The sequence below is a fragment of the Amycolatopsis sp. NPDC000009 genome, from assembly GCF_055563465.1.
In genome coordinates, this window is record NZ_JBVHDI010000008.1 from 55,141 (window position 1) to 79,521 (window position 24,381).

The 24,381-nt window shown below is 69.7% G+C and carries 26 protein-coding genes; 10 read left to right on the top strand and 16 right to left on the bottom strand.

Annotated features, from left to right (window positions below):
* Positions 1-2 precede the first annotated feature (2 nt).
* From ACZ3HL_RS22275 to ACZ3HL_RS22295, 5 genes are all read right to left on the bottom strand, one after another.
* On the bottom strand, positions 3-686 hold the full coding sequence (locus ACZ3HL_RS22275) for an ABC transporter permease (RefSeq protein ID WP_465533276.1): 684 nt from the start codon (positions 684-686) through the stop codon (positions 3-5).
* A complete protein-coding gene (locus ACZ3HL_RS22280) occupies positions 683-1,495 on the bottom strand; it encodes an ATP-binding cassette domain-containing protein (protein ID WP_465533278.1) in 813 nt (270 codons plus the stop codon). Before ACZ3HL_RS22280 ends, ACZ3HL_RS22275 begins: the two co-directional genes overlap by 4 nt.
* Positions 1,492-1,824, bottom strand: coding sequence for a PadR family transcriptional regulator (locus tag ACZ3HL_RS22285; RefSeq protein ID WP_192741387.1), 333 nt, complete (start codon positions 1,822-1,824; stop codon positions 1,492-1,494). The genes ACZ3HL_RS22280 and ACZ3HL_RS22285 overlap by 4 nt, the downstream gene beginning before the upstream one ends.
* 172 nt (positions 1,825-1,996) lie before the next feature.
* Positions 1,997-2,740 (bottom strand): DJ-1/PfpI family protein, encoded by a 744-nt coding sequence (locus tag ACZ3HL_RS22290; protein ID WP_465533280.1) that lies wholly within the window; start codon positions 2,738-2,740, stop codon positions 1,997-1,999.
* 19 nt (positions 2,741-2,759) lie between these two features.
* A complete protein-coding gene (locus ACZ3HL_RS22295; protein WP_465533282.1) occupies positions 2,760-3,752 on the bottom strand; it encodes a GlxA family transcriptional regulator in 993 nt (330 codons plus the stop codon).
* Positions 3,753-4,049: 297 nt separating this feature from the next.
* Between ACZ3HL_RS22295 and ACZ3HL_RS22300 the strand changes: the two genes are divergently transcribed.
* Positions 4,050-5,324 (top strand): MFS transporter, encoded by a 1,275-nt coding sequence (locus tag ACZ3HL_RS22300; RefSeq protein WP_465533284.1) that lies wholly within the window; start codon positions 4,050-4,052, stop codon positions 5,322-5,324.
* Positions 5,325-5,327: 3 nt separating this feature from the next.
* Here the strand turns inward: ACZ3HL_RS22300 and ACZ3HL_RS22305 are convergent, their stop codons facing one another.
* Positions 5,328-5,747 (bottom strand): MarR family winged helix-turn-helix transcriptional regulator, encoded by a 420-nt coding sequence (locus tag ACZ3HL_RS22305; RefSeq protein WP_465533286.1) that lies wholly within the window; start codon positions 5,745-5,747, stop codon positions 5,328-5,330.
* Positions 5,748-5,804: 57 nt separating this feature from the next.
* Between ACZ3HL_RS22305 and ACZ3HL_RS22310 the strand changes: the two genes are divergently transcribed.
* Positions 5,805-6,329, top strand: coding sequence for a DUF6790 family protein (locus ACZ3HL_RS22310; RefSeq protein WP_465533288.1), 525 nt, complete (start codon positions 5,805-5,807; stop codon positions 6,327-6,329).
* Positions 6,330-6,338: 9 nt separating this feature from the next.
* Complete coding sequence (locus tag ACZ3HL_RS22315) at positions 6,339-6,971, top strand: TMEM175 family protein (protein ID WP_465533290.1); 633 nt, start codon at positions 6,339-6,341, stop codon at positions 6,969-6,971.
* Between the two features lie 14 nt (positions 6,972-6,985).
* Here ACZ3HL_RS22315 and ACZ3HL_RS22320 read toward each other — a convergent pair whose 3' ends face one another.
* Positions 6,986-7,729, bottom strand: a complete 744-nt coding sequence (locus ACZ3HL_RS22320) for a class I SAM-dependent methyltransferase (RefSeq protein ID WP_465412736.1) — start codon at positions 7,727-7,729, stop codon at positions 6,986-6,988.
* 257 nt (positions 7,730-7,986) lie between these two features.
* Between ACZ3HL_RS22320 and ACZ3HL_RS22325 the strand changes: the two genes are divergently transcribed.
* From ACZ3HL_RS22325 to ACZ3HL_RS22340, 4 genes are read left to right on the top strand one after another with little or no spacing between them, the layout of a single operon-like run.
* Entirely contained in the window at positions 7,987-9,495 is a 1,509-nt protein-coding gene (locus ACZ3HL_RS22325) for an ABC transporter substrate-binding protein (RefSeq protein ID WP_465533292.1), read from the top strand.
* A 1-nt stretch (position 9,496) separates the two neighbouring features.
* Entirely contained in the window at positions 9,497-10,438 is a 942-nt protein-coding gene (locus ACZ3HL_RS22330) for an ABC transporter permease (RefSeq protein WP_465533294.1), read from the top strand.
* Positions 10,432-11,217 carry an ABC transporter permease gene (locus ACZ3HL_RS22335; RefSeq protein WP_465533296.1) on the top strand — a complete coding sequence of 262 codons (786 nt, stop codon included), beginning with the start codon at positions 10,432-10,434 and terminating at the stop codon, positions 11,215-11,217. The genes ACZ3HL_RS22330 and ACZ3HL_RS22335 overlap by 7 nt, the downstream gene beginning before the upstream one ends.
* A complete protein-coding gene (locus ACZ3HL_RS22340) occupies positions 11,214-12,590 on the top strand; it encodes an ABC transporter ATP-binding protein (RefSeq protein WP_465533298.1) in 1,377 nt (458 codons plus the stop codon). The genes ACZ3HL_RS22335 and ACZ3HL_RS22340 overlap by 4 nt, the downstream gene beginning before the upstream one ends.
* Before the next feature lie 405 nt (positions 12,591-12,995).
* Here ACZ3HL_RS22340 and ACZ3HL_RS22345 read toward each other — a convergent pair whose 3' ends face one another.
* The gene (locus ACZ3HL_RS22345) at positions 12,996-13,247 is read right to left on the bottom strand and encodes a hypothetical protein (protein WP_465533300.1); all 252 of its coding nucleotides are present in this window, start codon (positions 13,245-13,247) and stop codon (positions 12,996-12,998) included.
* A gap of 426 nt (positions 13,248-13,673) precedes the next feature.
* On the opposite strand from ACZ3HL_RS22345, the gene ACZ3HL_RS22350 reads away from it, so the two are divergent.
* Positions 13,674-14,639: an anti-sigma factor RsbA family regulatory protein gene (locus ACZ3HL_RS22350; protein WP_465533302.1), complete on the top strand. Its 966-nt coding sequence runs from the start codon at positions 13,674-13,676 to the stop codon at positions 14,637-14,639.
* Between the two features lie 111 nt (positions 14,640-14,750).
* Here the strand turns inward: ACZ3HL_RS22350 and ACZ3HL_RS22355 are convergent, their stop codons facing one another.
* From ACZ3HL_RS22355 to ACZ3HL_RS22385, 7 genes are all read right to left on the bottom strand, one after another.
* Complete coding sequence (locus ACZ3HL_RS22355; RefSeq protein WP_465533304.1) at positions 14,751-15,248, bottom strand: hypothetical protein; 498 nt, start codon at positions 15,246-15,248, stop codon at positions 14,751-14,753.
* A gap of 120 nt (positions 15,249-15,368) precedes the next feature.
* Positions 15,369-16,850: a SulP family inorganic anion transporter gene (locus ACZ3HL_RS22360; protein ID WP_465533306.1), complete on the bottom strand. Its 1,482-nt coding sequence runs from the start codon at positions 16,848-16,850 to the stop codon at positions 15,369-15,371.
* A 225-nt stretch (positions 16,851-17,075) separates the two neighbouring features.
* Positions 17,076-17,465: a MerR family transcriptional regulator gene (locus ACZ3HL_RS22365; protein WP_465412727.1), complete on the bottom strand. Its 390-nt coding sequence runs from the start codon at positions 17,463-17,465 to the stop codon at positions 17,076-17,078.
* Between the two features lie 71 nt (positions 17,466-17,536).
* Entirely contained in the window at positions 17,537-19,186 is a 1,650-nt protein-coding gene (locus ACZ3HL_RS22370) for a polyketide antibiotic transporter (RefSeq protein ID WP_465412726.1), read from the bottom strand.
* Positions 19,183-20,091, bottom strand: a complete 909-nt coding sequence (locus tag ACZ3HL_RS22375) for an ABC transporter ATP-binding protein (RefSeq protein WP_465412725.1) — start codon at positions 20,089-20,091, stop codon at positions 19,183-19,185. Before ACZ3HL_RS22375 ends, ACZ3HL_RS22370 begins: the two co-directional genes overlap by 4 nt.
* A 127-nt stretch (positions 20,092-20,218) precedes the next feature.
* Positions 20,219-21,256: an ion channel gene (locus ACZ3HL_RS22380; RefSeq protein WP_465533308.1), complete on the bottom strand. Its 1,038-nt coding sequence runs from the start codon at positions 21,254-21,256 to the stop codon at positions 20,219-20,221.
* 178 nt (positions 21,257-21,434) lie between these two features.
* The gene (locus ACZ3HL_RS22385; RefSeq protein WP_465533310.1) at positions 21,435-22,292 is read right to left on the bottom strand and encodes an NAD(P)H-binding protein; all 858 of its coding nucleotides are present in this window, start codon (positions 22,290-22,292) and stop codon (positions 21,435-21,437) included.
* An 83-nt stretch (positions 22,293-22,375) separates the two neighbouring features.
* On the opposite strand from ACZ3HL_RS22385, the gene ACZ3HL_RS22390 reads away from it, so the two are divergent.
* On the top strand, positions 22,376-22,777 hold the full coding sequence (locus ACZ3HL_RS22390; RefSeq protein ID WP_465412722.1) for a winged helix-turn-helix transcriptional regulator: 402 nt from the start codon (positions 22,376-22,378) through the stop codon (positions 22,775-22,777).
* A gap of 40 nt (positions 22,778-22,817) precedes the next feature.
* Entirely contained in the window at positions 22,818-23,225 is a 408-nt protein-coding gene (locus ACZ3HL_RS22395) for a DUF6924 domain-containing protein (RefSeq protein ID WP_465412721.1), read from the top strand.
* Between the two features lie 293 nt (positions 23,226-23,518).
* On the opposite strand, the gene ACZ3HL_RS22400 is transcribed toward ACZ3HL_RS22395, so the two are convergent.
* Positions 23,519-24,370, bottom strand: a complete 852-nt coding sequence (locus ACZ3HL_RS22400; RefSeq protein WP_465533312.1) for a class I SAM-dependent methyltransferase — start codon at positions 24,368-24,370, stop codon at positions 23,519-23,521.
* Positions 24,371-24,381: the final 11 nt, after the last annotated feature.

Genomic DNA, 24,381 nt, shown 5'->3' on the forward strand with positions numbered 1-24,381 from the left:
GTCTAGACGAAGGTGAGGTGGGAACGGCGCCGCAAGCGGAAGCCCGACACGACGGCGACCGCGCCGAGCAGGAGCACGAACGCCGCCACGCCGTGCGCGACTCCCCGGGTCAGGTAGCCGATGTCCGTGTGGTCGATGGCGTAGGTGCCGATCTCACGGCTGGACCAGAACGGCAGCAGCCGCGCGATCAGGCTCGACGGATCGGCCATCATCTGGAGGCCGACGACAGCCAGCAGGACGAGCGTGCCTTCGAGTTCCCTGGGCAGCACCGCGCTGAGCAGGAGCCCGAACGGCGCCGACACGGCGACCGTCAGCACCATGACCACGGCGACCGAGCCGTACCGGACGTCGTGCTGGTCGACGAGGATCAGCACGAAATACGGCGCGGACAACAGGAATCCGACCGTCCACAGTGCACACAAGCGACCGAGGTACAGGTCGCGGGAGCGGTAGCCCGAAAGCCGCAGCCGGGGCTCCATGGCCCGGCTCGCGCTGCCGGCGAACAGCGCGGCGGTGCTCAGCGCCCAGCCGAGGCCGAGGCAGACGAACCGGATCGACTGTCCGAGGTGGTCACCGCGCCTGCTCAGGTAGAACACCAGCGGCAGCAGCAGGAGGATCAGCAGGACCGACCGGCGCCGCAGCAGTTCGCGCAGCGACATCTCGGCGACCGTCAGGATCTTCTTCACGCGACAGCCTTCCTGGCCGGGGAGAGTTCGAGCACCGTGTCGACGCGGTCCAGCTGGTTGAGCAGGTGGGTCACCACCACGATCGCCTTGCCGGCCTCGCGCCATTGCCAGACCTGGTGCCAGAAGTCGAGGTACGTGCCCTTGTCGAAACCCTGGTAGGGCTCGTCGAGCAGGAGCACGTCCGGTTCACCGAGCCCGGCCAGCACGAGGTTCAGTTTCTGCCTGGTCCCACCGGAGAGGTGCCGGGCCTGCGTGCCCCGTCCGGGCGCCCAGTCCAGTGCCGCGGCACGGGCGGTACCGATCCGCGCCGACTCCTCGCGGGCCATCCCGCGCCCGGCGCCGATCAGGACGAAGTGCTCACCCGCGTCGAGGAAGTCCGCCGTGCCGCCGTCCTGCGGGCAGTAGCCGAGTGCACCGCGCACGCGGACCTCGCCCTTGTCCGGGCCGGTGATCCCGGCGCAGATGCTCAGGAACGTGCTCTTGCCGCAGCCGTTCGCCCCGATCACCGCGGCGATCTCACCCGAGCGCACCACGAGGTCGACGCCGTCCAGCACCGTCCGCCTGCCGTATTTCTTCGTGATCCCCCTGGCTTCCAACAGCACCTCGCCAGGACGACGCCGGGGACGTCCCACGCTTTCGGCCACGGCCGAGGCGTACGCGGCGGGCGGCCCGAAGACGCGCACCGGGTCTCCCCCGCTTTCCCGCAGATGCACGGCCGCCTCCGCGACCACCTGCCGCGCGGCGTCCCCGCCGACGCCCCGGCGGCGCAGTTCGTGCGTCAGCGCGGAAAGCCATCCGTCGTGGTTCATCTTCCCTCCCGCAAGATCGAGGCCACCCCGGCGGAGAACTCCTGCCAGTCGGAGGTGGCGTGCCGCAGTGTCTCCCGGCCTTCCGCGGTGATCCGGTAGTACTTGCGCGCGGGCCCGGCCGACCCGTCCCGCCAGCTCGCGGTGACCAGACCGAACCGCTGCAACCGCAGCAGCACCGGATACAGCGTGCCGCCCTGGATGGGGCCCAGCCCGGCGGCGTCGAGCGACTGGGCCAGCTCGTAGCCGTAGGACTCGCGCTCGGCGACCAGCGCCAGCACGCACGGCGCCAGCACGCCCTTCAACCACTGGCCTCGCCGGTCCTGATCCACGCCGAGCAATGTAGCAGTCCTATCTAGGTAGTGCTACAAGCTAGCCCGCAGCCGTGCACGAAGCCGTAACTCGCGTGCTTGAAGCCGTAACTCGCGTGCTTGGAGCCGGATCACCCGGAGTCACGCGAGTTACGCCTCTGATCACGCGAGTTACGGGATAGCGCCCCGCGGGCTACTCCTGTGACCCGGCGAGGAGCTCCAGGGCGAGCGCCTTGAGTTCCGGGCTCGCCTTCGCGGCATCGCCCGAGTCGAACGGCGGCCGCGGGTCGTATTCGACGGCGAGCTGGATGCCGCGGGCGATCCGCTCGCCGGCCAGCAGCGACGCGAGATAAAACGCGAGGTCGATCCCGGCGGACACCCCAGCCGCGGTGACGACCTTGCCGACCTGGACGTACCGCTCGGCCACGTAACGCACGCCGAAGGTCTTCTCCAGGTAGTCCGCCGACGCCCAGTACGTGGTGGCCCGGTCGCGGAGCAGCCCCGCCGCGCCGAGGATCAAGGATCCCGTGCACACCGACGTGGTCCAGGTCGTGTGCCGGTGGACGCGCCGGATCCAGTCGAGCAGGACCGGGTTCTCCATGGCGGCGACCGTGCCGCGGTTGCCCGCACCCGGGACCAGCAGCACGTCGAGGCGGCTCACCTCGACCACCGAACGTTCCGCCACCACCGCGACGTCCCGGGTGTCGGTGCGCACCGGGCCGCGGTGCTCGGCGATCATCGTCACCGTGGCGCCGGGAAGCCGGGACAACACCTCGGCGGGACCGGTCGGATCCAGCAGGCTGAAGCCGTCGTAGAGCAGGATGCCGATCTTCGGCCCCTTGCCTTCCGCCTGGGCCGTCCCGGTGCCGAGGCCGAACGCCGCGGCCGCCGCGGCCCCCGCCAGCACTGTTCTGCGCGTGGTCTTCGCCTTGTTCATGCCGCGAATTCTGGGCCGGTCAACCGACGATCGGGCGTGGCATGTCCGGCATCCTGCGAAGCCTGTCCCCGGACAACCCGTAGTGGTGACGGAACGCCGTGCGCAGGGTTTCCGCCGAGGCGAACCCGCATTGCCGGGCGACCGCGGCGAGCGGCAGCGCGGTGGACCGCACCAGCTGGGCCGCCGCTTCGGTCCGCGCCGTCCGCACGGTCCTCGCCGGGGTGCTGCCCAGCTCGGCGGTGAACAAGCGGGTGAGGTGCCGGGTGGTGACCCCGGCCCGCGCCGCCAGCGCCGGTGGGCTCAGGTCCTCGGTGAGGTGGGCGGCGATGTACCCCACCAGATCCAGCACGATCCGGTTGCCCGGCGGCGGCGCGGCCAGGAACGTGCTGATCTGCGCCTGGTCGGCCGGGCGGTGCAGATAGGTCACCAGTTCACGGGCGACTTCGCGGGCCAGCGTCGGACCGTGGTCGTCCTCGATCAGCGCGAGCGTGAGATCCAGCGCGCTGATGACCCCGGCCGAGGTGATGACGTTCCCGTCACGGATGTAGAGCGGCGCGGGATCCACTGTCACGGCGGGAAAAGTCGCCGCGAGCAGCTCGCTGTACCCCCAGTGCGTGGTGACCCGCCGGTCGTCGAGCAACCCGGCGGCCGCCAGGACGAACGTCCCCGTGCACACCGACGCCACCCGGCGGCTGCGTTCGGCCAGCCGCCGCACCTGGGTCAGCAGTCGCTCGTCCTTGGCGGCCGCCTCCGTTCCCGCGCCCCCGACCACGAGCATCGTGTCCACCCGCCCCGGCACTTCGGCCAGCCGCCGGACACCGGCGAGCAGGATCCCCGACGAACTCCGAGTCGTCCGCCCGTGCACCGTGGCCAGCTCGACGGCATAGGGCGGCACGGCACCGTGCGAGTTCGCGATCTCCAACGCCCCGCTGGGACAGGCGACATCGAGTATCTGCGCACCGTCGAAGGCGACGATCACCACGCGGCGTACCGATTCCAGTCCAGACCCCACAAGGAGAACCTACCCGCCGGACACGGCGCATTCTCCTGAACTGCCTTCTCCGCCGTCGATTCCCCAGTCCCGGGCCGAATTTCCCTATGCTGGACGACAGGTCGCCGCGCAATGACCACAGTGGACACCGCGCGCGGTCGCCGAGGGGAAAGCCAAACGTGCCGTGAATGCTCCGTTCGCCGTATCCGATGCGGTGAAGGACGCCTTCGTCCCGGCCGGGCACGAGTTCCAGCGAGGGGTGAGCCGGATGCCGAGCGTCGCGAAAGCCACTCGCCGCGGTCAGAACAGGAGAACTTCATGAGCGCCACCCGTGTTCACCTTCCGCGCCGGGCAGGCTCCGTGCACTGGACGGTCGTCGTCCTCTGTTTCCTGGCGATCCTCCTGGACGGTTTCGACACCGCGGCGCTCTCGCTGGCGATCCCCACGATGGCGGCCGAATGGGCGGTCACGCCCGCCGCGTTCACCCTCGCCGTCGTGCTGACCAACATCGGTGTGGTCTTCGGCTACCTGTCGGCGGGGTACCTCGGCGCGCGGATACCGGGACGACGGCTGCTGATCGGTGCCGTCCTGCTCTTCGGGGTGGCCACCATCGCCACGGCGGCCACCCTGCGCCTGGAGTCGATCGCGCTGCTTTCGGCGACCCGCCTGGTCACCGGGGTCGGGCTCGGCGTGGTGGTGCCCGCCGCCGTCGGCCTCGCCACGAAACACAGCGCCGAGAACCGCCGGGAGCAGGTCTCCATCGCGGTGGCGCTCGGTCTCGGGGCGGGCGCCGGACTGGGCGGGCTTCTCGGCGGCCGTCTGCTGAATCTCGTGGGCAGCGACGGCGTCTTCTATGTCGCGGGGATCGTTCCGCTGCTCTTCGCGGCCGTGCTGGCTTGGCTGCTGCCCGCCGAGGGGACCGCGGTCACGGCGACCGTCGGCGACAAGAGCGACGCGAAGATCGGCAGGCTCTTCGACCCGGGTCTGCGCCTGCCCACCACCCTGATCTGGGCCTTCTCCTTCCTCGTCTTCATCACCTCCTACGTCCTGATCTCGTGGATCCCCACGTTGCTCACCGGCTACGGCTTCACTCCGTCCAAGGCGCCGATCGGGCTCGCGTTCCTCACCCTCGGCGGCATCGTCGGCGGCCTGGCGTTGCTGCCGCTCGCCGGACGGCTGGGGATCGCCCGCGCGATGATCCTGATGCCCGCCATCGGCGGGGTTTTCATGATCATCGCGGCGAAGGCGTCCCTCGGCGACACCGCCTTGCTCCTGTGCCTCGCCGGTGCGGGGGTCGGCGTGGTGTCGGCCCAGATCGGCCAGCTGGCCCTCGCGGTGGCGACCTATCCGCCCGGCCCTCGGACCACCGGCGTGGGCTGGGCGGCCGCGCTGGGGCGGCTCGGTTCGATCGTCGGGCCGGGGATCGCCGGCGTCCTCATCGGGCAGGCGCTGGCGACACGCGACATCGTCGTGGCGGCCACGGTGCCGCTCCTCTTCGCGATCGTGTGCGCGGTCATGCTGTCGCGTGTGAAGTCGAAAGCGCGCGTCCAGCCCGCCGCGGAGACACCGATGGTGCTGGAAAAGACGCGGTAGGGCTCAGCCGGCCGCGAGGATCTCGGCCAGCCGGTGGGTGTCCTGGAGATAGCGCTCGTAAGGAAAACCGGCCGCGACGAGTGCCTCGCGGAACTCGTCGTAGAGCGGCTTTCCCGCGGCGTGGAAGGCTTTCCGGCCGAGATCGGTGAGCCGGACCAGCCGGCGCCGCGCGTGTTCGGGGTCGACGGTGATCCGCACCAGACCGTCGGCTTCGAGCGGCTTCAAGGCCCGGCTGATCGCCGGGTCGGAGACCGACAGCGCCTGGGCGAGCCGATGCTGCGTCGCCGGCTCGATCTCCTCGAGCGTGCCCAAGAGCCGTATCTGGCTGTAGGTCAAACCGTCGGGGTCTTCGGCGCGCCGACGGGCCGCTTCGCCCATCAGCATGACCACCCGGTGCAGCAGGTCCGCGAGTCCGTCGTCCACGGCCTCACCCTATCACCAGTGTTGACGAGTTAATATTAACAAGGTAAGACTGTAGTCATGAACGACTTCGCCTACCTCACCCAATCCGCCTTCCCCCTGGTCTGGGTCGTCGTGCCCGCCGCCGGGGCCTTCCTCCGCGCCCGCCACGCGGCGTCACCTCAGGAGCGGCTCGAAATCTGGCAGCGCTGGTGGGCCATCGGCGCCTTCGGCTTCGGCAGCCTGTGGATGACGGTCGCCTTCCTCGCCTTCCCGGACGTCATGGCCACGGCGATCGGCTTCGAGCGGACGCCGTTCCTGTTCGAGATCGCCTTCGCCAACCTCGGCATGGCCGTCCTGGGCTTCCGGGCCGCCTCGGCGTCCGCGCGAGAGCGCATCACCATCGGCATCGCCGGCGGGATGTTCCTCTGGGGAGCCGTGATCGGCCACGTCTACCAGTGGTTCGCCAACGGTGACCACGCCCCCGGCAACACCGGCGGAGTGCTCGTCACCGACGTCCTGCTCCCGGCGGTCATGATCATCCTGGCCGTGCGATCCCGGCGATTCGCGCCCGTCCCGCGGCCCGCCGCGGAGATCGCCGCCTGAGGCCCCGCCATGACGACACAGACCGGCCACACGATCGGAAAGGCCGCCGCCGAGCGGCTCAGCATCTTCGTCGACGCGGTGATCGCGATCGCGCTCACCTTGCTGGCGCTGGATCTCCCGGTGCCCCACGGCGACACCACCGGTGCCATGCTGAGCTCGATCTCGGCCCACGGCAAGGAATACCTCGCCTTCGCGCTCAGTTTCGTGGTGATCTCCGCGCACTGGCGCGCGCACCACGAAATCTTCCCCTACGTCCGTTCTCTGAGCGGCCGCCTGATCAGCCTCACCCTGACCTGGCTGTTCATGCAGGTCCTGATGCCGTTCGCGACGCGGGTCATCACCGCCGAGGGCGCCTTCCCGCTCCGGTTCAGCGTGTACGCGATCGTGCAGGTCCTGGCCTCCGCGTCGTTCGCGCTGATCATCCGGGAGATCCGGCGCGGGCACCTGTACGGGACCGGCGGACCGCCGAAGGTGTTCGCCCAAAGCATGACGCGCAGCGTCTGCCTCGCCGCGGTGTTCGGGATCTCCGTGCCCGTCTCGTTTCTGACGAACGACACCGCCGCCTACCTGTGCTGGCTCGCGGCGCCTGTCGCACTCGCCGTCGCCCGCCGCGTCCAGGACCACCGGCCGCCCGCCACCTGAGCGGCCGGATCGGGTCAGCGCAGGGCCGCCAGGACGTAGTCGTCGCCGAACTGCCAAACCGGGGCCACTTCGGCGAAGCCTGCCTCCCGCAGCAGCTTGGTGTGTTCCTGCGGGCTCAACCGGTTGCCGTAGCCGGTCGAGATCCCGCGCAACTCGCCGGCGGTGAACCGCTCCCGCAGTGCGGGATCGGCGGCGACCGCGGCCCACCAGGCTTTCCATTCCTCGTTGGCGCCGACCCCGGCACGAGCCGCCCGCCGGTCCTTCACCACCTCGGCGAGGCCGCGGATGGCCGGTTGTTCGTCGTAGAGGTGGTCGCCGTTGACGAGCGCTCCGCCCTCCCTCAGCGCTCCGGCGAGGTCGCGGTAGACCTCGGCGAGCCGCTCGGGGCGCAGCCAGTGCAACGCGGTCGTCGAGACCGCGGCGTCGACCGGCCCCCACTTCAGCCATCCGCTCTCGGCGAGGTCCGCCTGGAGGTAGTCGATCTCCGCCTCCCGGGGCCGGGTGGCCCTGGCGAGGGCGAGCAGGAACGGGTCGTTGTCGACACCGACGATCCGTGCGCGCGGGAGCCGCCCGGCGAGCCTCGTGGTCAGCGACCCCGGGCCGCAGCCGAGGTCCAGCACCAGCGGCTCGGCTACGTCACGGCATACGTGCTCGACGACGTCGATCAGCACGGCGAAGCGCTCTTCGCGGTCGGCGACGTAGCGTTCCTGCTGGATGTCCCATCGGCGCACCCAGTCCGCCGCGAGTTTCTCGTCCACCGGCCTCCCCTTCGTGATCTTGATCCTGTGTAGCACACCCCGGGCATGGGTTACCGTGGGCGCCACAACGCAAGAAGTGCCCGTCGGGGGAAGCCGGTGTGAATCCGGCGCTGACCCGCAACCGTGATCGGCCGTGCGCCGAGAGCCGGACTGCCCGCCGGGTACCGCCAGCCCCAACTGTCGTGGAGTACGGAGCGGGGTCCCGTTCACGTGCGGCCGCGCGCCCGGGACAGTGCTCGATGTCCCGGAGGTTCCTTATGACGCGTCATCCGCTCACCCGCCGGCGGCTCCTCGCCCTGGCCGCGCTCACGCCGTTGGCCGCGTGCGGGACAGCGCCGGCGGACACCGGCCGGCTGAGGGTCGCGTTCGCCGCGGGCGGCTCGAAGGAGACCCTCGACCCGTCGCAGGTCTCCCTTTTCGTCGACCAAGCGCGGGCCAAAGCGCTCTTCGACACTCTGGTCGCCTACAACGCCGACACCTCGTTGCGGCCGCGGCTGGCCGAGGCCTGGGAGAGCGACGATTCGGGCACGCGCTGGCGGATCCGGCTGCGGCGGGCGGCCTTCCACGACGGCCGTCCGGTCACGGCGGACGACGTGCTCTACACCTTCCGGCGGATCGCCGATCCCGCACTGGCCTCCTCGTCGCGGCAGTACTTCGCGAAGGTGGATTTCGGCCGCAGCAAAGCGGTTTCCCCCACCGAAATCGAGCTGACGCTGACCGCTCCCGACTTCGAGTTCCCGTCGGGCTGGGGCGCTCCCGGCGCCGAGATCGTGCCCGCCGGTACGACGGACTTCACGGCGCCGGTCGGCTCCGGCCCGTTCCGGTTCGTCTCGTTCACCCCCGGCGGCCCGGCCGTGTTCCGCAGGAACGAGTCCCATTGGGACGGCGCGCCGAGTATCGACGAGCTGGAATTCGTTCCGGTCAACGAGGAAGCCGCACGCGTCAACGCCTTGCTGTCGGGGCAGGTCGACTACGCCCACGATCTGGCGGCCGGAACCGCGGCCCGCTTGGCCGGTGACGCGCGCGTCTCGCTGCTCGAAGCCAGGGGAACGACGATGCAGGGCATGATCCTGCGCGTGACGCAGCCGCCGTTCGCCGACCCGAGGCTGGTGCGCGCCGTACTGTCCGGAGTGGACAGAGAGGCGCTGAACCGCGTCGCACTGGCCGGACGCGGCGAGATCGGCAACGACCTGTTCGGCAAGGGACTCCGCGGGTACGCCACCGGCATCCCCCAGCGCGGGCGTGATGTGGAACTGGCCCGCTCGCTCGTCCGGGAGGCGGGCGCGGAGGGGCTGGCCTTCGCCGTCGAAACCAGCGACGTCGATCCCGGCTTCGCCACCGCGGCCACCCTGATTTCCCAGCAGCTGGGGGAAATCGGGCTGAAGGTCACGCCGAACACACGCGCGTCGAGCACCTATTTCAGCGAGATCAAGACCAAGGGGGTCGCCGCGCTCACCCGCACGGCGACCCTGCCGGTGCCGACGTTCCTCAACCAGCGCTTCCGCACCGGCGGTTCGAACAACGTCAACGGCTTCGCCTCGCCGGAGTTCGACGCCCTCATGGACCGGGCCGCGGCCACCGCGGACGAGAGTGCCCGGCTGGCGCTGTTCGGTGACGCCCAGCGGATCGTGCACGCGTCCGGGGGTCTGCTCGCCTGGGGGTTCAGCACCTGGACGATCGGCGCGTCGAAGCGGGTGTCCGGGCTGGTGACCGCGCCGCCGAACACCTTCGACTGGGCGAGGTTCGACCGCGCCCGGCTGTCCTGACGTGCCCGGTTACCCCGCCCGGCGGCTGTGCTTCGCCGTACTGCAGGCGATGTTCGTGCTGGTCGCGACGTTCGCCGTGACCGCGTTGCTCCCCGGCGACGCGGCGTCGGTCGTGCTCGGCGAGCAGGCCACCGACGAGCAGGTGGCGACCGTGCGTCACCGGCTCGGCCTCGACCAGCCGATCCTCGACCGGTTCGGGCACTGGTTTTCGGGGCTGCTCACCGGTGACCTCGGCCGGTCGCTCGTGACGGGCGCCCCGGTGACCGACGAGATCGCCCGCCGCTTCGCCGCCACCGCCGTGCTCGCCGGGGTGACCCTGCTCGTGCTCGTACCGCTCGCGCCGGCCATCGGGGTGACCTGCGGACTGCGCGAAGGGTCACGGACCGACCGGGCGCTCACCGCGGTCACGCTGTTCCTGCACGCGATCCCCGAGTTCGTCCTCGGTCTGCTGCTGGTCGCCGGATTCGCCGTCTACACCGGGTTGCTCCCGGCGACCGCGGCCGGAACGGACCTGACCGCGCACCCCGAGGTGCTCGTGCTGCCGGTGATCGTGCTGGTCGCCCGGCAGCTGTGCGACGTCGCCCGGCAACTCCGGATCGGGATCGCCGAGCAGACCCGGGGCCAGGTGGCCGGGCACCTGCGCCTGCTGGGCCTGCCTGAACGCACCGTCGTCCTGCGGCATCTCCTGCCCGCCGCCGCGGCCCCCGCGGTGCAGCAACTCGCCCGCACCGTCGAGGGGCTGCTGACCGGCACGGTGATCGTCGAATCCCTGTTCGCCATCACCGGACTCGGCACCGGTTTCGTCGAAGCGGTGCAGAATCGGGACATCCCGCAGGTGCAGGGCTACGTGCTGCTGTTCGCCGGCGTGGTCGTGCTCGGGAACCTCGTCGCGGACCTCGTGGCGCACCGGCTCACGCCGCAGCGGGAGCGTGCCACGTGGTGAAACGGACGTTCGGGTGGTCCCTCCTCGCGGTGCCACTGGTGCTCGCGATGGCCGGGCCGGTGCTCGCGGGCCCCGTGGAATCCGTCGGGGCGCCGTGGCAGGCACCGGACGGCGCCCATCCGCTCGGCACCGACGTCCTCGGCCGCGACGCGCTCACGGTGATCCTCGCGGGCGGGTTCCCCGTGATCGGCATGACGGCCACCGCGCTCGGGCTCGCCTACCTGATCGGGGTTCCGCTCGGTCTCGTCGCCGCCGGGCGCGGACGGCTGGCCGACGAGACCGTGATGCGGTCCCTCGATCTCGTGCTGGCCTTCCCGTCACTGCTGGTGCTCATGGTGCTCGCCGCGACCGGGCACCGTGGACCCGGCGTGCTCATTCCCGTCGTCGCCGTCCTCCAGCTGCCCGCGATCACCCGCGTGGTGCGGGCCGCGGCTTTGGCGCCCGGCTGCCGCACCGCCGTGGAAGCCCTGATCCTGCAAGGACAACCGTGGTGGCGGATCCAGCTCGGGTACGTCGCCAGGCACCTCGCCGGTCCCGTCGCGACCGACGCGGGCACCCGCCTCGGCGTGGTGCTCTACCTGCTGGCGTCGGCGAACTTCCTCGGTCTCGGCCTACCGGCCGACTCGGCGGACTGGGCCGTGGTCATCGAACGCAACAGCGAAGCGCTCTACACCTCGCCCGCGGTGGTCCTCGTACCCGCCGCGCTGCTGATGGCGTTGTGCGTCGGCACGAACCTCGTCACCGACCGGCTGCTCGCCGCCAGGCGGGTGATCTCGTGACCGTCCTGGAGATCACCGGCCTGTCCGCGCGCGCCGGGGAAACCGTGCTGCTCGACGACGTTTCACTGTCCCTCGAACCGGGCCGGGTACTCGTCGTGCTCGGTGCGTCCGGCACGGGAAAGACCACCCTGGGGCTCGCCGCGACCGGACAGGCCCGCCCGGGGATCACGCTGTCCGGGTCGGTGATGCTGGCGGGAGCCCCGCTGCTGAACCGGACCGCTTCCGAACTGCGACGGGCGCGGGCAGGCGTCGTCGGCCACCTGCCGCAGCAGCCGTCGGCGGTACTGGACCCGGTCCGCCGCTGCGGGCCGGTGCTGGCCGAACTCGCCGCGCTCCGCCACCACGGCCGTGCCGCTCGGCTGGCGGCGGCCCGCGCCGCACTTGCGGAATCGGGGCTCGAACAGACTTTGTGGCGGCGGTTCCCGCACCAGTTGTCCGGCGGGCAGCAGCAGCGCATGGCCCTCGCCACCACGCTCGTGAACCGGCCCCGGGTGCTGGTCCTCGACGAGCCGACCAGCGGTCTCGACGCGGCGAACAGGGCCGTGCTCACCGCCCGGCTCACGGAGCTTTCGCGGGCCGGGACGGCGCTGCTGGTGCTGACCCACGACCTCACGCTGGCCCGCGCCCTGGACGGCGACGTCGCCGAACTCCGCGCCCACCGCTTGGAGCCGTCCACGACGATTCCCGACCCCGTGCCCTTCGACAGCCCCCCGCCCACGCCGTCCTCACCGGTGCTCGTCGTCCGCGGGCTCACCGTGCGCGCCGGGCGGACGACGCTCGTCGAGGATTTCGACCTGGAGTTGGCGGCGGGCAGCCGGACCACGCTCACCGGCGTCTCGGGCGCGGGCAAGACGACCCTCGCCCGCGCGCTCGCCGGTTTGACCCCGCCGAGTGCCGGCACGATCGAAATCGACGGCGTCCCGCTCCCCCGCCTCGCCCGTCGTCGTACCCGCGCGCAACTGCGTGCGATCCAATACGTCCACCAGGACAGCCGCGCGTCCTTCGACGAATTCCGCGACGTCCTCGACCAAGTGGCCGACACCGCCCGTCTCCTTCGCGGCCTCGACCGCGCGGACGCCCGGCTCGAAGCGACGGAAATTCTGCGGCGCCTGGGAATCGACGCGGCCGACCGGCGTCCCGGCCAGCTCTCCGGTGGCCAGCTCCAGCGCTGCGCCGTGGCCCGCGCGCTCCTCGCCCACCCCACGGTGCTGATCTGCGACGAAGTGACCTCGGCGCTCGACGCGGCCAACCGTGCCCGGCTGCTGGAGGTCCTCGCCACCGAGGCGAAGCTGCGCGGCACGGCGTTGCTCATGATCAGCCACGAAGACTCCTCGGCTCCGTTCGCGATCAGGATGCCTGGGTCACCGGGGTGATTTTACTGTCCACACTGGACAGTTTCGGGGCTTTGGCTTTCGCCGGAGGGCGGGTCTTGTGGCCGCTCTCTTCAGGGCGCGGGTTCGGGTGGCGTCGCCGACCGACGTTGCGAAAGCCACTTTCCCAACACCCAACGTTGCGAAAGTGGCTTTCACAACACACCACCCCGCAGCACCAGTACCTCACACCACCAACCGACCACCCAGCCCACACCCGTGTCGCCAAAGCCACTTTCGAGACACCAGACGTCCCGAAAGCGGCTTTCGCGACACACCACCCCGCCCCCCAGCCGACCGACGTTGCGAAAGCCACTTTCCCAACACCCAACGTTGCGAAAGTGGCTTTCGCAACACACCGCCACCGCCTCAACCAACCAAAGCGTCCTTTGTGGACAAAAGACCGCCTCAGCGGTAACCCCGCACTTTCTCCCGACGTGCCCGGAAAGCCCAGCCCACCAAGCCGGGGTTCCCCGGCAGCGACCACTCACCACCAGGCCATTCGACCGCCGCCGGGCGCCAGCCGAGCAAGGTCTTCCGGAAGACCAGCTCGACCTCCCCTGCGACCAGCGCTCGCATGAGCGCCGCGAACTCTTCGACGTCTTCCGGCGAATCCACTTCGAACGCATCGAGATCGTCGAGGAACAGCTCCCCCGCCACTTCCGGCCATGCGCAACAGCAAGCGCGGCGCATTGGGCACGGCCGGCTCGACCCGGACGACCGTTTCGGCGTCACCGTGGTCGACGGTGATCGAGACCGCCCCGCTCTCGCTCAGCCGCCGGTACGCGGTTCCGAGTGAATCCACGAACCGGTCGGCTGCTGGCTGCCTCATCGTCGTCCTTCGGTCTGCTGGTGGCAGAACGAGCCTACGCCGGGGGATTACGCGGCCAGCCGCTCCGATAGCAGGTTTCGAGAGACGTCCCGGCAGCCCTTGGACGCATGACCGGATTCGGGTCGTTATCCTGTCGGAGATAGGTGTCGGCCGGAGGTCACGACCCGGCCGGCTTGGGAACGGAGCCCGGACATGCCGCGCAACTTCTGGGCCGGGGAGTACATGGATCCGCTGAACGAGGGCATCCGGTCACCGTGAACCCGAGCACGGCGGCCGTGGACACCGACCCCTTCGTCCACCCAGCGCTGTTCTACCGCGGGCAGGACGACTACCTGACCGCCACTGTCCCCTTCATCCGGCAGGGCCTGGACGACGGCGAACCGGTCGCGGTCTCGGTGCCGGGTCCCAACCTGGAACTGCTGCGTACCGCGCTGGGCAAGGACGCCGGGCGGGTACGGCTGCTGGACATGACCGAGGAAGGCCGCAACCCCGGCCGGATCATCCCCGGCGTCCTCCGGGCCTTCGCCGACGCCCACCCCGACCAGCGCGTCCGCATCATCGGCGAGCCGATCTGGGCAGAACGGTCCGAGCTCGAATATCCGGCATGCGCCCAGCACGAGGCGCTGATCAACCTGGCGTTCACCGGCCGCGAAGTCACCATCCTGTGCCCTTACGACGTCACCCGCCTCGACGCCCGCGCGCTGACGGACGCCGAAGCCACCCACCCGCTCCTGATCGACTCCACCGGTGAGCGCACCAGCACCGGCTACGACCCCGACCGCATCATCACCGGCTACAACACCCCACTGCCTGCCCCATCCCCCACCGAACCGGCCGCGTACACCACCCTCGACGCCGTCACCGGCGAGACTGCTTCCTTGGCCCGCGCCCGTGCGATGGCCCGCGGTCAAGCACAGCGGGCGGGCCTCACGGACGAGCGAGTGGGAGACGTCGAACTCGTGGTCGCCGAACTCGTGGCCAACAGCGTGGATCACGGCGGTGGGCGAGGACGGCTCAGCGTCTGGCAGGAAGCCGGCCTGCTGGTCTGCGAAGTCCGCGACACCGGCCACCTGACCGATCCACTGGCCGGACGGCGGCCCGCCTCCCCCGGGCAGCTGCGCGGCCGCGGGCTCCTGCTGATCAATCACCTGTCCGACCTCATACGCCTCCACACCGGGCCGCAGGGCACCACCGTCCGCGCCTGCTTCGCCACCGCGTAGCGCTCCCGGCCCGGCGCACATGTCGCGAAAGCTCGACGGTCGGCTCACACCGGGCAGGCGAGATAATGGCCCGATCCTCGGTCGCCGGAACCAGGCAGCGAGCGCCCCCGGTCAGTTCACCGTCACGGTCCCGGCCACGGGCAGCTCCTGATCCTCGGGCATATGGCACCCGTAGTAGATCGGCTGGGCGAACATGCGAAGGCCGAGCGTGACGGTGCCCGGAGTCGTGAAGGCGACCTGCTCGGTGCCCTCGATGTACCAGTGCCCACCGACCGGGATTTCCGTCGGATTGATCAGCGGGTCGAACTTGACCTCTCCGCTGGCGGCTCCGCCCAGCTTGACGGAAGCGATGGCCCGGATCGCTCGTGCCGCCAGGGGGCTCCCCGTCCGGGGTTTGACGTCCTGGACCTTGAGAAAGACCGGCACGGGCACCCCGCGGGTCACGGTGGCGGGCGCCGTGATCGTCACGTTCACCGTCCGGCCGATATCCGAACCGTTGACCAGGCAGGTCTGGGTGACCGTGCCGGCCGAGGCGGTACCCGCCGTCACGGTCAGGCCGAACCCGGTGGCCACCGCCACGGCGACGGCAGCGATCTTCCGACGAAACACAGGAAACCCCTTTCCGGTGAGTACGTGAGGACTCACCGTCCCGCATCCGGCCGGAGCGCAGCGTCTTCCCCAGTGCGATCGGCTTCGACACTCCAAGATGCGGGCACCGGCCTCCGGTCGCTAGTGACCGGCCGTGAGTTCGCCGGAGAGCTTCCCGTGCATGCGTGCGCTGTGCTTGTTCAGCCCGACGATCTCGACGGTCTTTCCCCGTGACGCGTACTTGGTGGTGATCGCGTCGAGCGCGGCGACGGTGGAGGCGTCCCAGATGTGGGCGTCGGTGAGGTCGACGACGACCTTGTCCGGGTCGTTCGCGTAGTCGAACTGATAGACCAGGTCGTTGCTGGAGGCGAAGAACAGCTCGCCGGTGACGGCGTAGACGACCTGGGTGCCGTCGGGGTCGACCACGGCGGTGACGTCGACCAGGTGCGCGACGCGGCGCGCGAAGATCACCATGGCGGTGATCGAGCCGACGACGACACCGATGGCGAGGTTGTCGGTGGCCACCACGACGGCCACGGTGACGACCATGACGATGATCTCGCCCCACGGCATCCGCTTGAGCGTGGCCGGCGCGACGCTGTGCCAGTCGAAGGTGCCGAACGCCACCAGCACCATCACCGCCACCAGGGCCGCCATCGGGATCTGCGAGACCAGCGGACCGAAGACGATGCACAGGATCATCAGGAAGGTTCCGGCCAGGAACGTCGACAACCGGGTCCGGGCCCCGGCGGTCTTCACGTTGATCATGGTCTGCCCGATCATCGCGCAGCCGCCCATGCCACCGAAGAAACCCGTGACGATGTTCGCGACACCCTGACCGATCGCCTCCCGGGTCTTGTTGGAATGCGTGTCGGTGATGTCGTCGACCAGCTTCGCCGTCATCAGCGACTCCATCAAGCCCACCAGCGCGAACGCGAGCGCGTATGGCGCGAGCATGCCGAGCGTGGCGAAGGTGAACGGCACATCCGGAACGCCGAGTGCCGGCAGCGAAGAGGGCAGCACCCCCTTGTCCCCCACGGTCGGGACCGCGATCCCCGCGGCGATCGTCAGCGCGGTCAAAGCCACGATGGACACCAGCGGCGCGGGGATCACCTTGGTCAGCTTCGGGAACAGCACCATCAGCACGAGACCGCCCGCGAACAGCGGGTACACCGGCCACGGCACGTCGATCAGCTCCGGCACCTGCGCCATGAAGATCAGGATCGCCAGCGCGTTGACGAAGCCGACCATGACACTGCGCGGCACGAACCGCATCAGCCTGGCCACGCCCAGCGAACCGAGCAGGATCTGGAACAGGCCGCCCAGGATCACCGTGGCGATCAGGTAGTTCAGCCCGTGCTCCCGCGCCAGTGGTGCGACCACGAGCGCGATCGCCCCGGTCGCGGCGGAGATCATCGCCGAACGACCGCCCACGATCGAGATCACCACCGCCATGGTGAACGACGCGAACAGCCCGACGCTCGGGTCCACCCCGGCGATGATCGAGAAGGAGATCGCCTCCGGGATCAGCGCGAGCGCGACCACCAGACCGGCGAGGATCTCGGTGCGGGCCACCTTGGGCGACAACCACGCGGGGCGGGTACCGCGCAGGCGTGTGGACATCTGGGTCACAAGACTCGGCACAGACGGACGACCTGACTTTCTCGGGCGCCACGCAGGGCGCGAAACGACCTCGCGCCTCCGCGGCGCGCTGAAGAGACTTCGTGGGCGCGAGCCGGCCCCGGATCAGTCACGGTGCCGGCCCGGCAACTCTCACCTAACGTTAGAGTATGGATCCTCGGTTCGCGAAGCCGCCCGGCTGGATTGCGGGCGGGATCACGTCCAGCGCTACGACGACCGGGTGCGGGAAGGGTCGTGCGAGCGCAGGAGGGCGGCGAACTCCTCGGCGACCGCCAGCTTCGCGCGCAGCTCCGCACACGCCTTTTCGGCGGTCGCGCCGAATTCCGCCAGGCGAGCCGCCGGGTCCTCGATCTCGGGACTTCCCGGGGTGGGGTCGAGAATGGCCAGCAGGTCACGCATCTCCTCCAGCTGGAACCCCAGCGGCTTCATCCGCTTGATCAGTTCCAGCCGGTCCACGTCCGGATCGGTGTAGAGCCGGAACCCGCCCTGGCTGCGCGCGCTGGGAACCACCAGGCCGACTTCCTCGTAATAGCGGATCGTCCGCAACGACAGCCCGGTGCGCTCGGCCACCTCGCCGATCTGCATCCGCTCGCCCACACCGGTTCCTTCCTCAGCGCAACTCCTCCCGTAACACTATGTCGCCTCGCCTGCCGGACAGACGACAGGGATCAGGTGCTCAGGTCCCGGCGGCGGTAGCCGAGGACCCCGAGTGCCACCAGTACTCCCGTGACGAGCAGGAGGAGGACGGTCGCGGCCCAGTCAGGTGATGTTTCGGGCACGGCGGCCAGGTGGGTGTACGGGGAGAAGTAGGTGAGCCACTCGGGCGCGTGAGTGCTCTGCAGGACCACGGTGAGCAGAAACCCGCCGGCGACCGGGAGCGCCCCAGCCGCCGCGACCGCGCGCGGTGCCCAGCCGAGCGCGAGCGCGGCGGCACCGAGCGAGAGCAAGGCGACCGGTGCGACATTCCCCGCTCCGGCGAGTGCCGCGGTGAAGGACAACGGAGCGTCCACGACGGCCGCGCCGCACCACATCATCGATCCCGCCGCGGCCAGCAGGCCCAGCACCCCCAGCCCCGTGACCAGGAATTCGGTGAGCACGATGCGGTGCCGGGAAAGCGGCAACGCCAGCATCGGGGTCAACCGTCGATCGGTCTCGGCCGCGGCGAAGGCGGCGATCCGCGTCGCGGCGTAGAGACCGGCCGGGATCGTGAGCAGGCTGAACATCGTCGCCGCGAATCCTTCGGCGGTGCCGAGGCCACCGAAACCCGCGGCAGCCGCCAGTTCGGCGAACCGCGGGTTCTCGCTCAGGAAACGCAGAATCGACGCGATGAGGACGCCGACGAGCAGGAAGTAGGCCCCGATCGCCAGCGACCAGGCCGTCGTGGGACGCACCGCGCGCCGGACGGCGAAGCCGGTGACCGAACCCAGCAGCCGTACCCTCGGCCGCCGCCTGCCTCCTGAAAGGTTCAGCAGCCCCCGGCCGACGTCCCGGCGCGAGCAGGCGAACACCGCCGCCGCGGTGAGCAGCACCGGGAACACCGCGAGGACGAGCAACGGAGTGATCCTGTCGTCCGCATAGGGCGCGGCCAGAGCGGTCAACCCGAACGGGGTGCCCCACGAGGCCCAGGACAGCGCACCGACCCCGTCGGCGAGCATGCGCAGGAACAAGCCGCCGCCGAGTGCCGCGACAGCGAGCCCGGTGGCGGTGGAGCGGGCGGGCATGAGCTGCCCGGCGAGGACGCCCGCCGCGGCGAAGGTCATGGTCACGCCGAACAGGCCCGCGGCGTGGACGACCGCTCCCCCGGGCCGGGTACCGGTGACCAGGAGCGCCAAGGCCACCGCAGCGGCGATCGCGGCCGCCGCGGCCCCCAGGACGACCAGCACCCGCCTGAGCTGATCGACCGCGCGCAGACGGCCCGCGAGCAGCAGATCCGCGCGGCCGGCGTCCTCCTCGCCGCGAGTGAGCCGGGTGGCGGTCAGCAACGCCCATACCCCGGCCAGGATCTGGAGGGGTGTGCCCGTGCGCCAGACGGTGAACCCGCCCGGATCGTCCAGTGCGACCGGCGGCCCGAACAGAATCCGGATGGCCGGGTTCTCCGCCAGCGCGCGCAGCGCCGCACCGTTGAGCTCGCCCGCGAAGGCGGCTTGATACTGGCCGGCCACGACAGCGGACATCCCCGCGGCCGCGAGGCCGACCAGCAGCGCACCTCGCCGAATCCGCCGGGCGAAGTGCCGCGTGACGGCTCCGCCCGCATCCCCCCGTGCCGCGATCTCCAGTCCCGGCCGCGGCCTCGTCGTTTCCGCCGGTGCCGTGGTCATCGCGCGGTCTCACCGTAGTAGTCGAGGAAGATCTCCTCGAGCGTCGGTTCACGCATCGTGAGCATGGTGACCTCGGTCGCGGCGAGCGCTCGCAACGCCGGGCCCGGTGGGCCGGACAGGGTGAACCGCAGGCGTTCCTCGTCCAGCCGCTCGACCTCCATCACCCCTGGAACGTCCACAAGGGACGGTTCCGGGCCTCGATGGCCGATCTCCACCGAAGTACGGTGAAGACGGCGCAGCTCGGTGATTCCCGAGATCTCCACCAGCCGTCCGGCCCGGAGTATCCCGACCCGGTCGCAGACGGCCTCGACCTCGGCGAGCTGATGTGAGGAAAGGAAGACGGTCTGTCCCCGCTCCCGCGCCTCGGCCACGCATCGCCGGAACACCTGTTCCATCAACGGATCGAGTCCGCTGGTCGGCTCGTCCAGCACGAGCAACGGCGCCCGGCCGGCGAACGCGGCGACCAAGGCCACCTTCTGGCGGTTACCGGTCGAGTAGGTCTTGGCGGGCTTTCCCAGATCGAGCTCGAAGCGGCGCACGAGTTCGGTGCGATAGCCCGGATCGACGCCCGGCCCGACCCTGGCCAGCAATTCGAGGATCTCGGCGCCGGTCAGGTCGGGCCACAACGCGACGTCGCCCGGTACGTATGCCAGCAGGCGGTGCGCCCGCCGCACATCGGCCGCGGGAACGCCGAACACCTCCGCCGTTCCCGCGGACGGGCGGAGCAAACCGAGCAACAGCCGGATGGTGGTGGACTTGCCCGCACCGTTCGGTCCGAGGAAGCCGAACACTTCGCCCGGAGGCACGGACAACGAGAGATCGTCGACGGCGAGCGTGTGACCGAACCGTTTGGTCAATCCCTCGACGTGGACGGCAGGAGGACGTGCTCGGGCGGCGGAAGACATGGGAAGCCCTTTCGTGGTCGGCGAATTCCGTTGCCGACCAGACTTCCCGGCGCACCTGGGGGAAATGTACTCCCGCCGTCACGCGGGCACCAGGGAATTCGTCAGGCGATGGGCGAACCGCCCGAGATCAACGGCCGACGCCCCGCAGTACCGATTCGATTTCCGCGTCGGTGAGACGCCGGGGGCTGACGTAGTAGAGCACCGACCCGGCCGGGAGTTCACCGTCCCACGAAGGATTGACCACCAGGTCGTCGCCGGCCCGGGCGGCCAGAACCGTGGCGCCGAACGCTCGGCCCAGTGCCATCCGGCATTTCTCGGTGCTCAACCGCCCCAGCGACCCGGGCAAGGTCGCCGAGTACGTCCCCGCTCCGCCCGCCGTCATCAACTCGGAGTAGACCTCGCCGATTCCCGGGGAGGTCAGTTCTTCCGTGACCATCCGCGGCGTGTGCCACTGCACGCATTTGATCCGCGGGTCCACGTAGCGGACCAGCTCGGACTTCTCCATGTCCCGCAACGTCACCACGACATGCGCCGACCGGTTCGCGTGGTCCACGGTCACCGCGACGGCCAAGGCCTCGTTGTCGTCGCCCATGTCGACCAGGATGGTGGCCGCCTCCGCGACGGCGGCCCTGCCGAGCACGTCGGCGGTCGTCGGGTCGCCGCGGACGAAGTCCACCGGCTGCGACGGCATGGGATGCACCTGCACCTCGTCGCTCGCGCACAGGACGAGTCCGGTCGCTCCGTCGGCGATCAACTGGGCGACGATGCGCTCGGTGCGGCCCGGCGTATAGCCGATCAGGAGCGTGTGCCCGCTCGCCCGTACGGCTTCCATCCCCTGCATCCGCCGTCCCTTCGCCTGTTCGAGCCTGGAAGCGAGCTTGGTGAACACCGTGGTGAGCGTCGCGATCCCGCCGATGATGACATAGGCCCCGACGAAATGCCCCGCGGTGGTCTCCGGCGAGAAGTCGCCGTATCCGACCGTCGCGGCCGTGACCACGAAGTACCACCAGTAATTCCCCGCCTGGACGAGCTCACTGCCCGCCGGTTCGGCCAGTGTCATCAGCGGCCAGCTGGTCGCGAAGACGAAAATCACCACGACGACCGGAAGCATCCAGCCCTGCTGCAACGCCCAGCGGGCCAGCAGCCGCGCCAAGACGAACGACACCCCGCCTCCTCACCGGCCGCGACCGCGAGCTCACTCGAACCCGCTCCATCCGGCCGCGGTTTCCGATACCAGACCACACCGTTCTCACCGGCGCAACGGACGTTACCCGACCGCTACGGCGGAAGTCGTCGAAGGAAGGAGGTGTCTGAAAAGGACTGTCCACTGGCGACCGGGACGGTCAGTCCTCGAGCGCGAGGGCGATCGAGTCGGCGATCGGCGTGGTGGGCCTGCCGATCAGACGGCCGAGTTCGCCGCCGGTGCCCGCCAGTTCGCCCTTTTCGATGGCCAGCTCCACCCCGGTCAAGGTCGCGGCGAGCGGCGCGGGGAGCCCGGCGTGTCCGGTCAGGATCTCGGAGAAAGTCTCGGCGGATACGGATTTGTAGGCGATCTCACGGCCGGTCTGCCTGCTGAGCTCGGCCGCGAACTCGGCGAAGCCCCATGCGGTGTCGCCACCAAGCTCGTATGCCTTGTTCTCGTGGCCTTCACCGGTGAGCACCGCGACCGCGGCGGCCGCGTAGTCGGCCCGGGAAGCGGAGGCGACGCGCCCCTCGCCGGCCGCCTGGGTGACGGTGGACGACTGGAGCACCGGGGCGAGCCGCTCGGTGTAATTCTCGTTGTACCAGCCATTACGCAGGAACACGTACGGCAGACCGGATTCGAGGATCGCGGCCTCGGTGCCCCGGTGGTCGTCCGCGAGCGCGGCGGTCAAAGCGCCGGGCGCGCTGGTGTAGGCGAACAGGGCGACTCCGGCCGCGCTCGCGGCGTCGAGGACGATCTTGTGCTGCCCGACGCGGCCCTTGTCGAATTCGTTGCCGGAAATGAGGAGCACCTTGTCGCCTGCCGCGAACAGGCCGTCGAAGCTCTCCGGGTCGTTGTAGTCGGCGACCGCGATCCGGACCCCGCGGGCCGCGATACCGGCGGCCTTCTCCCGGCTACGGGCGACGGCGGTGATCTGCCCGGCCGGAACCTTCTCCAGCAAGCCCTCGATGACGAAACGGCCGAGGCCGCCGGTGGCGCCGGTGACGACGATGCTCATGCTTCTCCTTTGAGGTCGTTCCGCCCAACCTTGATCCCACGCTCACCATTTGGGAAGTACCCACCTTGAAGTAAGGTACTGACATGGACGTAAGTGAGATGACGCTGGTGGACCGCGTCCGGCTCGCCGGACACGACACGATGTGCCCGCAGCGCCTGGTACTCGAACACGTCACGAGTCGTTGGGGCACGCTCGTTCTGATAGCGCTGCTGGATCGCCCGTACCGCTTCAACGAGCTACGGCGGCAGATCGGCAAGGTCAGCGAGAAGATGCTCGCCCAGACACTCCAGACCCTGGAACGCGACGGCCTGGTGCACCGCGACGCCAAACCGGTGATCCCGCCGCGAGTGGACTACTCCCTCACGGAACTCGGCAAGGAAGCCGCCGGCCAGGTGAACGGCCTCGCTCGCTGGACGGAGCAGCGGATGACCGTCGTCGAGGAGGCACGAGAGGCCTACGACGCCGCGAAAGCGAAACTCGGCTGAGTACGTCCGCCTGTGTCCGGGCCGCGGCTATGGTGCGTGCATGGCAGAGTTACCGGTCGGCTCGGTCCTGGTCCGCACTTGGTTCGGCGACGACAGCGCGTGGGAGTCCCTGGTCCACGAGGTGGGGACGCCCAGCGATGAGGGTTTCCAGGCGAGTGTCGCCGTGGTGAACGACCCGGCTTTCGCTGGTATGAGCGCGGAAGCGTTGAAGGCAAAGCAAACCGCTGGCGCGATCGTCTCCTTCCTCGCGGACGAGACGACCCTCACGAACGCCGAACATCCCCTCCTCGCCGTCTGGGTTCTCCCGCTCCGGGGTGCCGACCACCAGCCGTTCCGGGTGGTGTCCGCCGAACTGCCGAGCGTGGAGAACAACATCAACCTGGGGAACATGGACTGGGAGGACTTCACGAGGTCGGTGAGCGGCGACGGTGTGTTCCGTGGGTTCTGACGCGGAGATGGCGCCTCGGTGACCCGCCAGGGCAGGGCCTTCGTGACGCAAGCCGATCACGACGCCGACTGTCCACAACGGACACCAAGAGCGCCCTATTCATCTGATTTGGGCGCTTTCCACGGGGGTCGTGAGTGGCAATTGTCGTTCTAACCGTCATTACCACTCACGACCCCCGCTCGAGAATACTCAAAGTACCCAAATCGGGCGCCGAAGACCGTCCTTTAGTCCCTTGTGGACGATCGTGACCAATGCCTCGAGACCCGGCAAAGTCGGTCTTACCCCTGGACAGATCAACCTGGCGTCCGGCTGACCGCGATCAAATGGCTACTAACACCGAGCAGGGACGGTTCGCTTTCGACAGTCCTGACCGCCTGGAGAATGACTTCGCGGTTTACGGGGTCGTCCCACTGCTCCGCGAGCTCCGGCAGCCAGCCCGCGAGCCCCTCGACACCCAGCACGTCGAGCACGTTCAGCCCCGCGTCGAGGCATTCTTGGCGCAGTTCGCCGGGATGATGGAAGTAGCTGGTGGTGAACCAGTGGGGGTGGTCACCTTCATTGCGGTGCTGCCCGGAGGTCAAGTCGGTGCTCACTATCCGCCGGAATTCCGGGTCGAAAAGAAAACCACGGGCCAGGCCATCGAACAACGAGGCGAAGCGGGAGATCGCCGCGACGAATATCCAGCCGCCGGCGCGGACCGCACGGCGGGCTTCGCGCAAAGCCGTCAGCCGGTCGTCTCGGTCGGTGAGGTGATATAGGGGGCCGAGGAGGAGCGCGGCGTCGAAGCTTCCGTCCGGCACCGGCAATTCGCGGGCGTCCCCCAGGGAAGCGGTCATCCCCGGTGTCCCGGCGGCCAGTCGCCCCGCAGCGGCGAAATGTTCCGGAACGATGTCGAACAACGCCACCTGATGGCCGTCCGCGGCGAGCCAGGCCGCGTGCACTCCGGTGGCTCCGCCGATATCGAGCACACGTTGGGGGCCTGCGGGCAGATGACGACGTACGATCTCTTGTGTCCGTACGAACTCCAGACGACCGGAGGCTTCGGTGAGTCGCGTTCCCTCGTCGGCCGCCTGATAGTGCTCGACGATCTCGTGTGGTAACTCCATCACCGCGTGAACGGTACGGACGGCCGCCGGTCGGCGCATCGCAATTTCAG

Excerpts from the sequence above, each read along its gene's own strand:
- ACZ3HL_RS22280 (WP_465533278.1), bottom strand. The coding sequence starts at position 1,495 with ATGAACCACGACGGATGGCTTTCCGCGCTGACGCACGAACTGCGCCGC.
- ACZ3HL_RS22385 (WP_465533310.1), bottom strand. The coding sequence starts at position 22,292 with ATGAGCATCGTCGTCACCGGCGCCACCGGCGGCCTCGGCCGTTTCGTC.
- ACZ3HL_RS22390 (WP_465412722.1), top strand. The coding sequence starts at position 22,376 with ATGGACGTAAGTGAGATGACGCTGGTGGACCGCGTCCGGCTCGCCGGA.
- ACZ3HL_RS22325 (WP_465533292.1), top strand. The coding sequence starts at position 7,987 with ATGACGCGTCATCCGCTCACCCGCCGGCGGCTCCTCGCCCTGGCCGCG.
- ACZ3HL_RS22290 (WP_465533280.1), bottom strand. The coding sequence starts at position 2,740 with ATGAACAAGGCGAAGACCACGCGCAGAACAGTGCTGGCGGGGGCCGCG.
- ACZ3HL_RS22315 (WP_465533290.1), top strand. The coding sequence starts at position 6,339 with ATGACGACACAGACCGGCCACACGATCGGAAAGGCCGCCGCCGAGCGG.
- ACZ3HL_RS22375 (WP_465412725.1), bottom strand. The coding sequence starts at position 20,091 with ATGTCTTCCGCCGCCCGAGCACGTCCTCCTGCCGTCCACGTCGAGGGA.
- ACZ3HL_RS22300 (WP_465533284.1), top strand. The coding sequence starts at position 4,050 with ATGAGCGCCACCCGTGTTCACCTTCCGCGCCGGGCAGGCTCCGTGCAC.
- ACZ3HL_RS22360 (WP_465533306.1), bottom strand. The coding sequence starts at position 16,850 with ATGTCCACACGCCTGCGCGGTACCCGCCCCGCGTGGTTGTCGCCCAAG.
- ACZ3HL_RS22395 (WP_465412721.1), top strand. The coding sequence starts at position 22,818 with ATGGCAGAGTTACCGGTCGGCTCGGTCCTGGTCCGCACTTGGTTCGGC.
- ACZ3HL_RS22310 (WP_465533288.1), top strand. The coding sequence starts at position 5,805 with ATGAACGACTTCGCCTACCTCACCCAATCCGCCTTCCCCCTGGTCTGG.
- ACZ3HL_RS22370 (WP_465412726.1), bottom strand. The coding sequence starts at position 19,186 with ATGACCACGGCACCGGCGGAAACGACGAGGCCGCGGCCGGGACTGGAG.
- ACZ3HL_RS22400 (WP_465533312.1), bottom strand. The coding sequence starts at position 24,370 with ATGCGCCGACCGGCGGCCGTCCGTACCGTTCACGCGGTGATGGAGTTA.